The following is a 14,807-nucleotide window of genomic DNA, read 5'->3' on the forward strand; positions in this document are numbered from 1 at the left end:
ACTAGCGGCTTTTTTAATATAAACAATGAAAATACTTGTTTTAAATGAGAAGTTTTTAACGCAGCTAGCGTCTGATTTAACCCCTCAAAATGATTAAGTCTTATTGCGGGTTGGTATTAATAGTATTCACCTGCTTTCAAACTTCAGACAATAAAAAACCCGCAACACGTGCGGGTTTTTTTAAAGAATTAAAGTGCTAATTACTTAGCAGCTTTTTTCTCTTTTTCTGCAGCGATTACAGTGTCAGCTACGTTTTGTGGACATGGTGCGTAGTGTGAGAACTCCATAGAGAACTGACCACGACCTGATGTCATTGTACGTAGTGAACCGATGTAACCGAACATTTCTGATAACGGTACGTCTGCCTTGATGCGAACACCAGTTAAACCAGCTTCTTGGTCGCTAAGCATACCACGACGACGGTTAAGGTCGCCGATTACGTCACCTACGTGATCTTCTGGCGTGAACACGTCAACTTTCATGATTGGCTCAAGAAGTTGTGCACCCGCTTTAGGGATCGATTGACGGAAAGCGCCTTTAGCAGCGATTTCGAAAGCAATTGCAGATGAATCCACGGCGTGGAAGCCACCGTCGAAAAGTTCAACTTCAACGTCAAGTACTGGGAAGCCAGCTAGAACACCTTCGTTCATCATTGACTTAAAGCCTTTCTCAACTGCAGGCCAGAATTCTTTAGGTACGTTACCACCAACAACTGATGATTTAAACGTGAAGCCTGAAGCAACTTCGCCTGGCTTGATGCGGTAATCGATTTTACCGAACTGACCAGAACCACCAGATTGTTTCTTATGCGTGTAGCTATCTTCGATTTCACGAGTGATAGTTTCACGGTAAGCAACCTGTGGTTGACCAACGATAAGGTCTACACCGTAAGTACGCTTAAGGATATCTACTTTGATATCTAAGTGAAGCTCACCCATCCCTTTAAGGATAGTCTCACCTGAATCTTCATCTGTCTCAACTTGGAAAGATGGATCTTCTGCAACCATTTTACCGATAGCAACACCCATTTTCTCATTACCGCCTTTATCTTTAGGCTGTACAGCAATCGAGATTACTGGAGTTGGGAATACCATTGGCTCAAGTGTTACTGGGTGCTTAGGATCACAAAGAGTGTGACCAGTTTGCACGTTCTTCATACCAACGATAGCGATGATATCGCCCGCTTGTGCTGAAGTAAGCTCTTTACGCTCATCTGCTTGCATCTCAACCATACGGCCAACACGCTCAGTTTTACCAGTAAATGCATTAAGGATAGTGTCACCCTTGTTAAGCTTACCAGAGTAGATACGTACGAATGTTAATGCACCGAAACGGTCATCCATGATCTTAAATGCTAACGCTTTGAAAGATTCATCAGCAGATACGATTGCATGCTCGCCGTTTTCGTTACCTTCTTCATCCATAAGAGGTTGAGGGTCAACTTCTGTAGGTGAAGGTAAGTAATCTACAACTGCGTCAAGTACAAGTTGCATACCTTTGTTTTTGAATGCAGAACCACAGAATGTAGGGAAGAACGCAAGATCACGAGTACCTTTACGGATACAACGCTGAATGTCTTCTAAAGAAGGGATTTCACCTTCCATGTACGCTTCCATTAGATCATCGTCTTGCTCTACAGCAGTTTCGATTAGCATTTCATGGTATTCATCAGTTTTCTCTACCATGTCAGCTGGAACGTCTTCGATTGTGTAGTTCTCTGGAAGACCTGTCTCATCCCAGATGTATGCTTTTTTAGTTAAAACATCAACAACACCACAGAACTCATCTTCGATACCGATTGGTAAAGTCATGATAAGTGGAGTAGCACCAAGTACCTTTTGTACTTGCGCTGTTACACGGTAAAAATCAGCACCCATACGGTCTAATTTGTTTACGAAGATGATACGTGCAACGCCTGACTCATTTGCATAGCGCCAGTTAGTTTCTGATTGTGGCTCAACACCACCAGAACCACAGAATACACCCACACCGCCATCTAATACTTTAAGTGAACGGTAAACTTCAACTGTGAAGTCAACGTGTCCAGGAGTATCGATAACGTTAAAACGGTGATCTTTCCAGAAACAGCTTACTGCCGCAGACTGGATAGTAATACCGCGCTCAGCTTCTTGATCCATGAAATCGGTAGTCGATTCACCATCATGAACCTCACCTGTTTTGTGGATAGTACCTGTAAGCTTTAGGATACGCTCAGTAGTTGTGGTTTTACCCGCATCAACGTGCGCGAAAATACCAATGTTTCTGTACTTCGATAAATCTGCCATTAATTTTACTCTTAATAAAGTCGATAAATTATTCGGCGGGAGTATAACATCACTTAAAGCGAACATCACCATAGAAGTCGCTTAAAATGCAATCAATTTATAAAAAACTTGCTTTAAAGATATTTTGAGGTATGAATGAGACCTGTTTTAAACTGCTTAAGTCTTTATAAGCCTTATTGTTAGGTATTAAAAGCACAATCGGATGATGACATGAAGCAAACACAATTATTTTGCTCCATGTAAATCGTTAGTAATATTACTCAAAACTCATGGTTTTGACCTTATCGCTAATTACTAAATTACCCGCAGTTTTGGCTTTGATTTCATCAACACTCACCCCTGGTGCGCATTCTAACAAATGAAAAGCACCGTCTTTAATTTCTAACAAAGCCAAATCCGTAATTACCTTATTGATACAGGCAACACCAGTTAGTGGCAGGCTGCACTCACTTAATAGTTTTGACTCACCATGCTTGTTTGCATGGGTCATAGTGCAAATAATATTTTTTGCCCCAGCCACTAAATCCATCGCTCCGCCCATACCTTTAACCAGCTTATTGGGGATCATCCAACTAGCAATGTTGCCATTTTGATCCACTTCAAAAGCACCTAAAACCGTTAAATCAACATGCCCACCGCGGATCATGGCAAAGCTTTCTGCAGAATTAAAAATAGCGGCACCCGTAGCTGCAGTTACCGTTTCTTTCCCCGCGTTGATCATATCCGCATCCACTGAGTCAGCGTGTGGATATGGGCCCATGCCCAATAAGCCATTTTCCGATTGCAGCATGACTTCAATGCCCTTAGGCACATAGTTTGCCACCAGCGTTGGAATACCAATCCCTAAATTAACGTAATACCCATCTTCGAGTTCCATCGCGACACGTTTAGCGATTTGTTCACGTGTTAATGCCATAACTATGTGCTCCTTAAAGCTTTGCCGCTTGCGTTGTGATTTTTTCAATCCGCTTTTCAAATTCACCTTTAATAACACGGTCAATATAAATACCGGGCGTATGAATTTGGCTTGGTTCAAGCTCACCTGGCTCAACAATTTCTTCAACTTCGAGCACGGTTATTTTACCTGCGGTTGCGGCCATTGGATTAAAGTTCATCGCTGTATGACGATAAATACAATTTCCATAACGATCCGCTTTCCACGCTTTCACAATAGCAAAATCACCGGTAATACTCGGCTCAAGTAAATAATCACGGCCGTTAATATTACGTGTTTCTTTGCCTTCGGCAACGGGCGTACCTACACCTGTTGCCGTATAAAAGGCAGGAATGCCCGCACCACCGGCACGCATTTTTTCTGCTAATGTTCCTTGTGGCGTCAATTCAACATCTAACTCACCACTCAGTAGCTGCTGCTCAAATAACCCATTTTCGCCCACATACGAGGCAATCATTTTGCTAATTTGCTTGTCTTCAAGTAACAACCCTAATCCAAAGCCATCAACACCACAGTTATTCGATACTAAGGTTAAGTCTCGGGTGCCTTGGCGCTTAATCTGTGCAATTAATCCCTCAGGAATGCCACATAAACCAAAACCACCAGCAATAATAGTCATCCCGTCTTCAAGCCCTGCCATTGCTTCACTGTAGCTTGTTACTACTTTATCAAAACCTGCCATAATAACCCCTATTGTGCTGTCCAACCGCCATCAATGGCGATCGCTTGAGCGGTAATATTTCGTGCGGCATCTGCCATTAAAAATGTCACGGTATGGTATATTTCATCAAGCCCTATAAACGCCTTTTTTGGCATAGGTGCTAACATAATCGTGTCGATTACTTGCTGCTCTGAAATGCCATGCTCTTTTGCCTGCGACGCAATTTGCTGTTCAACTAAAGGCGTTTTCACATAAGCGGGGCAAACGGTATTTATAGTGATATTGGCATTCCCTGTTTCAAGCGCCATGGTTTTTGTGAAGCCAATTAAGCCATGCTTTGCTGCAATATAAGCAGACTTATATTTAGAAGCCACCATAGCGTGAATAGAACCAATATTAATGATTCGACCAAAGTTTTGCTCACGCATACGCGGCAATACCGCTTTACTCATCATTGCGGGGCCTACCAACATCACTTGCTGTAAAAGCAGCCACTTATCTGCAGGAAAGTCTTCTAATTTAGCTACATGCTGTATCCCTGCATTATTAATTAATACATCAACAGGTTGCGTAAAGGTGCTAAAAAAGTCTTCAATCGCTTGGCTATCAGCCACATTAAGTGCGTAACCATGAGCGTTACCGCCCTGATTAACTATTTTTTGCGCTGCTTGTTGAGCCTGTTGCTCATTAAGGTCTGTAACAATAATAGTATGCCCTGCTCGCGCTAACTGCTCGGCAATATAAAATCCTATTCCACTTGCCGCACCGGTGATTAATACGTTTTGACTCATACTGCTATTCCTCTAAAAACTCACTGATCAACTGTGCTTTAGGCAAGATTGAAAAAATGCCATCCAAATGTCCCCAACCGCCTTCAATTTCAGAAAACTGAACGTCTTTTCCTAGCGTCTTCATTGACTCATATACAGTACGCATATTTTCAGGGCGTAACAGCAGGTCGTTAGTTGCGGGAAGTAACAATGTCTTCGCTGTCACTTTTTTTAATGCTGTGCTTAGGTCTTGCTCCATACCGGCAGTAAATAGTTGCGATGCCCGTACTAAATACAGCACATGGTTTGCATCTTGAGTTTTAGCACGCGCCATAGCACGCTGTGCCAGTGTTTGGCTAAGCTTAGGCAAAGTGCGAATATCTTTAAGTGCACCATCATCATGCACATTAAAATCAGCAAAACTGGCGTTGTAAATAATAGGATGCATAGCATCTTGGGTAATATTAAGCATGGTAGCAGCGAGTCCATCTAATGGGCGCTCCTTGCCATAGTAATTACCTTGCTGCCAATTTTTATCTAAACGAATGGGTAGTGCCCATTTTTCTAACGCAGCCACAGTCCATGCATCCATAGTTGCGGCACCAATAACATGAATGAGGCGTTCAACCTGCTCTGGATAGCGCGTCGCCCACTCTAGCGCCTGAAAAGACCCCATAGATGCGCCCATCACGGCATGTAATTTAGTAATACCTAAGCTCTCTACTAGGCGTTTTTGTACGTTAACAAAATCGGTAATCGTGACTACTGGAAAGTCCAAACCGTATGGCTTACCTGTTGCTGGGTTAATTGATGCTGGCCCCGTAGTAATTACGTTTGGGTCATGCCAATTTGCGTTTACTAAGGTGTCTGAACTGATCACAAAATACTTGTTAGTATCTATGGCTTTTCCTGGGCCAATTAATGCATCCCAATAGCCAGCTACCGCGTCATCAGCTGCATATTTACCTGCTGCATGAGAGGTTCCTGAAAAGTAATGAGTGATCAGAATTACATTATCTTTGGCCTTATTAAGCTCACCATAGCTTTCCCAACCAATATCAACCTGCTGCAACGTTGTACCCGAGACGGTGGTAAAGTTTTCTGTGGTGAAATGTTGCTTTTCTACTAGTAACGGCTCTGCTTTATCAGCACCAAATACTGTACTACTAAATAAAACCAGCAATCCTATTATTAATATTGTTTTCATTGCGATTCCTTAAAAAGTGATAAATAAGCTTAGTGCGAGTGCGACCCCAACCAATGGAATAATCACGGTCAGTGCAGCTAATGGCCAATAAGCGCGTTGATGTGTTTCTTTACAAATGGCACGTATGGTTGTAACTACATAGCCATTGTGTGGCAGGCTATCTAATGCACCAGAACTAATAGCAACCACTCGATGTAATTGCTCTGGATTAACCCCCATGTCCAAATATCCAGGAGCCACAAGGGGTAATGCAATCGCTTGTCCGCCGGATGCAGACCCCGTTAATCCAGCAATGACGCTCACGGCAACAGCAGCCCCCACCAGCTCATTACCTGGCATATGAGTCATAGCGTCAACAGCAGCAATAAACGCCGGTGATACTTTAGCTACTGCGCCAAACCCGACTACAGCAGCAGTGTTACCTATTGCCACTAATGCACCAGTTGTACCCATATTGATAGCATTTCCCATGTTATGAAAATACTTATAATTAATGACCACAATACTTAAAACACCGCCAAGCAACGCCACAATTAGCGCGGTTTGCTGTAAAACATCATGCAACATAAATGATAAGAGTAGCACCACCAGCAAAGGAATTACGCCGGTGATTGGGTGGGGGCGTTCACGCTCTAAAATAACCGGATCATCGTCTCTGGCATCAAAGCGTTCACCTTTGGCAACCTCCTTTTTAATCATTTTATTTAGCCAAAAGTAGCCGACTGTCGCCATAAAAATGGCCACCACTAAGCTTACCTCCCATGCAGCATAAGGTGAGGTACCTAAATGCTTTACCGGGATCCAATTTTGAATTTCAGGCGAGCCCGCAGAGGTCATAGTGAATGTCACTGAGCCAAACGCTAATGTTGCGGGTATAAAGCGCCGCGGCAAATCGGCGTCTTTAAATAAACTGAGCGCCATCGGGTAAACCGAAAACGCCACAATAAATACACTGACTCCGCCATAAGTCAGCACGGCACAAGCAATCACCACAGCCAGTACCGCATGTTTCATGCCTAGTTTGCCAACAATGTAACTGGCTACGCTGTCTGCTGCGCCTGTATCTTCCATAAATTTACCGAACAACGAGCCCAGTAAAAACATAAAAAACCATGCACTTAAAAACCCAGCAAAGCCATCCATATACGCGTTAATAAAGTTACTGTCGGCAGTCACTGGGAATATAGCCATCCCGCTAGTTAACGCGACCAACAGCGCACAGATTGGCGCGGCAATAAATAAATTGACCCCACGCAAAGTTAAAATTATCAGCAGTATTAAACCGCCTAACAGCCCTATCATGCTCAGCATAGACATTCCTATAATTATTGTTATTACCTAGATGAGGTGACATCGCAGTAAGTACCTTTAAGTGTTACGGTTAATATTAAATAAAGACATAACACTAAGGTACTACACGCTTTAAATTTGGCTTAAAACCAATATAAGTCAAGGTGTTAAAAACATATAGCACTATGGTACTAATTCATTTTTTAACACTATCTTCTACAGTGAATACAGGTGACATGAGCAAAAACATAATTAACTAATAACAACAGGAACACACCATGATAAAGCTCAAACAAAGTATCACACCGGTCACATTAGCCGTTTCACTCGCCTTATTTAGTGCCAACAGCATCAGTGCTGAACAAGCCGTAGTCGCCAAAAAAGGTGAATTAGAACGCATTGAAGTAACCGCTCGTAAAACCGTTGAAAACTTACAAGAAGTTCCGGTCGCCGTGACTTCAATCGGTGCACAAGAATTAGCAGAAAACGGCATTAGCGTGATGACCGAGGTACAGCAGTTTTCGCCCAACACCACGCTACAATCAAGCCGAGGTACTAACTCTACCATCACTGCGTTTATTCGCGGTGTAGGTCAGCAAGACCCTCTCTGGGGTTATGAACCCGGTGTAGGTATTTACATTGATGACGTATATATCGCCCGCCCGCAAGGTGCCGTACTCGACTTATTAGATGTACAACAAATTGAAGTGTTACGCGGTCCGCAAGGTACCCTGTATGGCAAAAACACCATTGGTGGTGCAGTAAAATATGTCACCAAAGAAATGAGCGGTGATGCAACGCTAAATATTCAAGGCACCGTAGGCAGCTACAGTCAAAAAGATTTAAAAGTCACTGGTCAACTGCCGCTTATTGATGAAAAACTCTATGTGGGTTTTGGTTTTGCCACACTCAATAGAGATGGCTATGGTGAATTTTTAACGTCAGCGCTTGATAATCAAGACCGCGAAAACTACAACAAAGATGTTACCGCTGCACGGGTTACGCTAGAGTACACCCCAATCGATGACTTATTCTTTCGCTTCGCGTGGGATAAAACCGATGATGACTCTAACGCCAAAGGCGGGTATCGCTTACTTCCAAGCATATTAACGAATGCACCTGTGCCAGATAGCGTGTATGACTCTTATACTAGTTTACCTACATGGAACAAAGTAGAACTTGAAGGTATGAGCTTAACTGCTCGCTGGGATATGAGTGCAAACACCAGTATTAAATACGTTGCAGCAACAAGAGAAAGCTATTCACCAACCAATATCGACTTTGATAATACCTCTTTGCCTATTTTTGATGTTCCAGCCATTTATGACGATGAACAAACCACTCACGAGTTACAATTAAATCATAGCGGTGATAACTATAAGCTGGTATCAGGGCTTTATTATTATGATGGTGAGTCATGTGGGCAGTTTGAAGCTGTACTGGGTGTGCTTGGTCAAAGCTTAGGGGCGCCAGGCCTTACCCGTGAAGTGAGTGGCTGTAGTAACTCAACTAGTAAAGCAGCATACATACAAGGAAGCTATGACTTTGATGATAAATGGTCAATGACCCTTGGCGCGCGCTATACCAAAGACAGCAAAGAAGCGATTGTAAATAATGGTCTTATTTTTGACATTGTTTACCCTGAATCAGGCTGGGTTCCGGGCTATGTTCGCCCTGAGGGACAATTAGTGCCTACTGTACTTGATGACAGTGAAGACTGGTCACGTTTTACGCCTCGTGCGGGTGTGGAATACCAATACAATAACGACATTATGTTTTTTGCTAGTTACTCACAAGGCTTTAAATCGGGCACATTTAACCCGCGCGCAAGTGGTCCAGAAAAAGCTGCAAATCCTGAAATTGTTGACTCATTCGAGTTAGGTATGAAAAGCGAATGGAATGATAATTTACGCGCAAACTTAACCGTATTCACACTTGATCATAAAGACCGCCAGTATATTTCGGTATTACCCGGTGACAGTGCTGCCGATTTAAACCAGCGTTTAGGCAATATTGGCGAATCTAAGTCTGATGGCGTTGAATTAGAACTTAGCTATGTTGCAAGCGATGCCCTAACCTTTGACGCGTCAATTGGTTACATCGACAGTAGTTTTGAAAACGTGATTGATACCAATCCAGATACCGGTGAAATATTTGATAAATCAGACCGTTTTAGTGTTTCAAACACCCCAGATCTAACTTTCAACTTGGGCGCTACTTATCGTTTATACACAGAAATGGGCGACTTCGTTATGAACGGTAATTACTATCACCGTGGTGATTACGCACTGTTCGAAGAAGACAGCTTACTGACTCAAGATGCCTACGGTATTCTCAATATGGGCGTAACGTGGTACAGCACTGATGGCCATTGGACCGCAGGTATTTATGGTAAAAACCTAACCGATGAAGAATACATGATTGGCGGTTACCAGTTCGTAGCTCCTGATCCTTCAGATCCAACTAACATCAGCAAATATACGCCAGGCCTTGGTGGCGATAATACCTTAATTGGTTATTACGGCGACCCTCGCACAATATCACTCACTGTGGGCTATCGTTTTTAAAATTTAATATCACTAGGGCCTGTTGACCTTTGCGAATTGAAATTTGTTCAAACTAGGGGCTGTTTTAATCGCGGCGCGAGGTTTGTAACCTAGTGGGCTAAGTAAAAACCGAGCAACAAAGAGTAAATCGCCCCTCGGAAGAACCCGAAGGGCAGCGCCTGTTTGGCATTGATGCTGCGTTATCGCCTATTTATGTGGAGTAACCACATGACATAGGCTCTACCTTGCCTAAATATCAAACAGACTGCTGCAAATTCAACCTTGAAAGGTGAACAGACCCTAGGGTTTGTCTGTTTATCCCCACAGACAAACCTTGTTTCACATCACAAAATCACATATAACTTAATGCATTGGAGACTATTTGAAATGGCTTGTGCTGTGAATACCATAATTGCTGATGACCATCCTTTATTCAGAAGTGCGCTACGTCAAGCGGCAGCGACTTCTGTACCAGAACAATATATAAAAGAAACCAGTGATATCGACGGGTTATTTAGCTTATTAAAATCGCACCCTGAGATAGAGCTGATATTTTTAGATTTAACCATCCCAGGCGCCAATGGTTTACAAGCGCTCTCGCAACTAAGAAATCAATACCCTGATATATTAATTATTATGGTATCGGCTAATGAAACCCCCACGATTATAAAGCAAGCCATGAGCTTAGGTGCTGCTGGGTATATTCCAAAGTCATCATCCCTTGATGTGATCAGTGAAGCCATTGAACATGTACTTAATGGCGACTCTTGGTTGCCACCAGATGTTGATTTAACTGATGTAATCGTTAACGACGAGCAAAGTAGCTTTGCCCGCAACCTTGAAAAACTCACACCACAGCAATACCGTGTACTCGTTATGATTGCTGATGGCCTACTCAATAAACAAATTGCATTTGAAATGTCGATTCAAGAAACCACCATAAAACAACATGTATCGGCCATTTTGCGTAAACTCAATGTGTATAACCGCACCCAAGCAGGCATTTTATTTAACCAGTTGTCACAAGTGGGTAAATTAGAAACCAGTTAAAAAAGTTTTTAATCAGCTTTGAATTAAGTAAGCCGCTTTATCATTCGCTTTAAAGCGGGCGCTTTGAGTGGTTTATATAAAAGCGGGTAGCCTGCATCAAGCACCCGTTCACGAATACCTTCATCATGGTTGGCAGTGTTGACTATGGCGGGCAATGTCATTAGTCCTGCTTGTTCAATGACCTCCAGTCCCGTTACACCATCATCCAACTGATAATCAACAATCAGTAACTGTGGCAGCTCATGCGCTGCTTTTAGTTGCTCAAGCTCTATTAAGTTAGTGGCGGTAGCAATTTCACAGCCCCAGTTTTCAAGCAATTGTTTAAGTGCTTCAAGTACATTGCGATCGTTATCTACAAGCCAAATAGTTAACAGGCCCAGCTCTGTTTCAAGATTAGCAGTTCGGTTTGGCTCGGGCTGAGTTTTTAAACTAGGAGTACATGGCATGGTCAATGTAAATTGCGTGCCTTTATTTAGTTGCGACCCCATTACTAAAGGGATCTCGAGTAGGTCACAAATTCGTTTGGTGATCGACAACCCTAAACCAAGTCCTTCAGCATTGGGTTTTTCACCCAATTGTTTAAATTCCTGATAAATACTCTGCTGATCACTAGTGGCAATACCTATGCCTGTGTCTTCAATCACAAACGACACATGGCGTTCATCAAGCAAGACTCTTAAGCGTACTTCACCGTGCTCAGTGTAGCGAATCGCATTACTTAGTAAGTTTCTTAGTACACGCTTAAGTAATGCTTTATCTGTGTAAATTCGCGCTTCACACGACTCAACAACAAAGCTGAGGCCTTTTTCTTGAGCAAGCGCTAAATAATCATTACGCAATGGCTCTATTAAACTACTCACATTAAATTCCGTTAGCTGTACTTTAAACGAGCCCGAATCGAGCTTAGTTAATTCCAAAATACTTGAAAGTAACTCTTCCGCACTGCCTAATGAATTTTTAATATTCATGGCTAGCTCTTTAAGCTCAGTATCTTGAGCTTTTTCGTTCATCAGCGAGCAAAACAAACTTGCTGCATTAAATGGCTGCAATAAATCGTGACTCGCTGCGGCAAAAAAACGCGTTTTACTTACTGTTGCTTGCTCTGCTACTTGCTTAGCTTTAGAAAGCGCTTGGTTAGCCTGTGTTAATGCCGCAGTTCGCGTAGCCACTTGTTCTTCAAGACTTAAATTAGCTTGTGTTAGCGCTTTTTGTTGTTTTACAAATTCACTTATGTCGGTATAGGTCGTTACAAATCCACCGCCAGGTAAAGGCTTACCTTGCATTTCAAATACTCGCCCATCGTTGTGAGCACGCTGATATTTATAAGCACTACCTTGCTTTAAATACGCTAAACGCTTATCAACTTCAGTATTAATATCCTCACCACGAAATAAGCCTCGCTCAGCGTTAAAGCGAATAATATCGGCAACAGGTCGGCCTATATACAAAGCACTTTCAGGATAATTAAACATCTGCTTATAACCTTGATTCCAGGCTACCAAACGAAGTTCCCTATCAACTACGCTAATGCCTTGCTGAATATTTTCAATGGTAGATTGCAGCAAATCACGATTAAATTTAAGTACTTGGCTAGCTTCATCTACAAACTCGGCGACTTGTTCTAAAGGCTGACGCTGCTCATTTTTCGCTACATCTAAAATTAGCCGTGCTGATGCGCCACCAATAACCGCTGACATTTCACGCTCAACTAATAACTCAAGCTCAACATTAGCAATCCGCTTCCATTGGCTTTTTTCATGTGGGAAATACTGCTGCACTAAAGAGTGGCTCGCGTCTTTTTCAGCAAAACGCTGTAATAATGCACCTAGGTCTTCATAATTGAGTGGCTGTAATGCAGTGTTTAATCGCGAGTCGTTTAATTGTGAAATAAACTTATTGCTTTGCAGACGCTCAGCAAGCGTTGCACGGCTAAATAGTGGTACAAGCAAATACACTAGTGTATTAACCCCTAACGACAATAGTAATGATTGGCTTATACTTTCTAAACCCAATGAAAATAAATCAGTTGGAGCCAACCACTTAATATTCCACGGCCCTTCAACTAACCAACTGCTTTGGCTGCCTAAGCCACTAGCCAAGTTCGGTAGTAATAGAGTATACCCCCAAATAACAAAGCCGCTTAAAATCCCAAACTGTGCACCACGACACGATGCGTGTCGCCACCACAAACCAATGATCATCGCAGGAGCAAATTGTGCCACCAAGGTAAACGACATTAGCCCAACACTGGCTAGCGTGGTAGTTTCTGCAAGCACTCTATGAGTGAAATAGCTAAGTAACAATATCAGCACAATCACTATTTTACGCGCATGCAGCAAGTGATTTTTATCTAGCCCTCGGCTACTTGAAGTTAACTGTGAACGACGTAAGATAAACTGATTGATAAAATCGTTAGTGATCATCACCGACAACACAATTGACGAGACGATTACCATACTGGTAGCCGCCGAAAAGCCACCTAAAAAGGCAAGTAAGGTTACCCCGCTATTGTCTGCCGCCATTGGCAATGCTAATACAAAGGTATCTTGACCTACACTATTGCCGTTAAAGTAAACCAGCCCCGCATAAGCAATGGGTAATATAAATAAATTAATGGCCAATAAATAAAGCGGAAATAACCACCGAGCGGTAGCCAGTTCATTATTATTGTTATTTTCAATAAAGCTCATATGAAACTGGCCTGGTAAACATAACGTTGCCAGTATCCCTAAAAAAGTATGCGCAACATATACATAAACAGGGCTTTGAGTTGCCGCAACTTGATTAGGTATATTTAGCGCTAGTGCTTGCTCGTAGAGTGCAACTGGGCTATCAAATAAAACAAAACAGACATATAAACCCACCCCAATAAAAGCCAGTAACTTTACTATTGATTCAAAGGCAATACTGGCGATTAGTCCAGGGTTATGCTCGCTAGGTTTAAGCCTTCGGGCACCAAATAAAATCGCAAATAAAGCCAGTAATAAAGTGATATAAAACGTACTATCAGCCCACACTTGGTTACTTTGAGTAGGGGCTCGGTCGGTGACTAAGTTGATGCTCTGCGCAGTTGCACTTAGCTGAAGAGAAATATACGGCACAATCGCTATTACTGAAATAAGTGAGATCAGCCCTGACAGACTTGACGACTGCCCATATCGCGTAGCAATAAAATCAGCCAATGACGTGAGTTTTTGTTGTCGACAAATATGTGCAATACGGCAATACAATTGCCAGCCAAAAATAAATAATATAATAGTGCCGGCATAAGTTGGTGCTAACCACCAACCATTACTTGCGGCTTGCGCGGTAGTGCCATAAAAGGCCCATGAGGTACAATATACACCCAATGATAGGCCATAAATCATACCTTTGAATGGCAGCACCTTACGCCTATCTGCCCACCCCGCCACTGCAAATAATACTCCTAGGTACACCACGGCAATAAGGCTAATAAACCAAATAGAAAACATATTTTTGTTCTTGTTATTATTTTTATAATACTTAACTTAGCATAAGGAGAATTGCAGCAAAAATCAGCCCTTACTTTAGTGCTATAAATGAACAAAAAGTTAAAATAAGAATTATTTGCATTTAGGTGTTGACAGTTACTTAGATCTAACTGATAATCAATCTCAACAAGAAGAAAGTACATTGCTTTTTGTGACGGTAAAGTTCATTTGTTTCTCGACCCTGAAACAACGTGTGGCTCACGTTAAAGCCAAGATTATCTGTAATTAATCACAACGCCCCTTGATATTGATTGCAGATAATCGTCTATTACTTACTTGCTACATTGCTCATATCGGTGACGGTTGATATGAAACTAAAAAGCCCTTACGGGCTTTTTTTATGCCTGTTATTTAATATACAATCAGCCCAAAGTTAATGAGAATTATTTGCATTAAGATGTTGACAACCACTCAAATCTAACTGATAATCACTATCAACAAGAAGGCGGTACATTGCTTTTTGTGACTGAAAAATTCATTTGTTTCTCGACCCTGAAACAGACGTGTGGCGCACGCTAACAGCTATGGAAA

The 14,807-nt window shown here is 42.2% G+C and carries 9 protein-coding genes; 2 read left to right on the forward strand and 7 right to left on the reverse strand.

Annotation, left to right across the window (positions count from 1 at the left end; genetic code table 11):
* Positions 1-200: 200 nt before the first annotated feature.
* The 6 genes from fusA to AC27JR_RS15230 all read right to left on the reverse strand — a co-directional run bounded on the left by fusA (position 201) and on the right by AC27JR_RS15230 (position 7,189).
* Entirely contained in the window at positions 201-2,285 is a 2,085-nt protein-coding gene (gene fusA, locus AC27JR_RS15205) for an elongation factor G (RefSeq protein WP_487174048.1), read from the reverse strand.
* 256 nt (positions 2,286-2,541) lie between these two features.
* Positions 2,542-3,201 (reverse strand): 3-oxoacid CoA-transferase subunit B, encoded by a 660-nt coding sequence (locus AC27JR_RS15210; protein ID WP_008108563.1) that lies wholly within the window; start codon positions 3,199-3,201, stop codon positions 2,542-2,544.
* Between the two features lie 13 nt (positions 3,202-3,214).
* Positions 3,215-3,922, reverse strand: coding sequence for a CoA transferase subunit A (locus AC27JR_RS15215; RefSeq protein WP_487174049.1), 708 nt, complete (start codon positions 3,920-3,922; stop codon positions 3,215-3,217).
* An 8-nt stretch (positions 3,923-3,930) separates the two neighbouring features.
* Positions 3,931-4,692, reverse strand: a complete 762-nt coding sequence (locus tag AC27JR_RS15220) for a 3-hydroxybutyrate dehydrogenase (RefSeq protein WP_487174050.1) — start codon at positions 4,690-4,692, stop codon at positions 3,931-3,933.
* Between the two features lie 4 nt (positions 4,693-4,696).
* Positions 4,697-5,878: an E22 family MetX-like putative esterase gene (locus tag AC27JR_RS15225; RefSeq protein WP_008108569.1), complete on the reverse strand. Its 1,182-nt coding sequence runs from the start codon at positions 5,876-5,878 to the stop codon at positions 4,697-4,699.
* 9 nt (positions 5,879-5,887) lie between these two features.
* Entirely contained in the window at positions 5,888-7,189 is a 1,302-nt protein-coding gene (locus AC27JR_RS15230; protein ID WP_487174051.1) for a GntP family permease, read from the reverse strand.
* Between the two features lie 257 nt (positions 7,190-7,446).
* Between AC27JR_RS15230 and AC27JR_RS15235 the strand changes: the two genes are divergently transcribed.
* Together AC27JR_RS15235 and AC27JR_RS15240 are read left to right on the forward strand one after the other, a co-directional pair.
* Entirely contained in the window at positions 7,447-9,735 is a 2,289-nt protein-coding gene (locus AC27JR_RS15235) for a TonB-dependent receptor (protein ID WP_487174052.1), read from the forward strand.
* 366 nt (positions 9,736-10,101) lie between these two features.
* Entirely contained in the window at positions 10,102-10,764 is a 663-nt protein-coding gene (locus AC27JR_RS15240) for a response regulator (RefSeq protein ID WP_487174053.1), read from the forward strand.
* Between the two features lie 23 nt (positions 10,765-10,787).
* Here AC27JR_RS15240 and AC27JR_RS15245 read toward each other — a convergent pair whose 3' ends face one another.
* The gene (locus AC27JR_RS15245) at positions 10,788-14,237 is read right to left on the reverse strand and encodes a PAS domain-containing hybrid sensor histidine kinase/response regulator (protein ID WP_487174054.1); all 3,450 of its coding nucleotides are present in this window, start codon (positions 14,235-14,237) and stop codon (positions 10,788-10,790) included.
* Between the last annotated feature and the right edge of the window lie 570 nt (positions 14,238-14,807).

This window comes from Pseudoalteromonas sp. NH0006-26, from assembly GCF_057552415.1.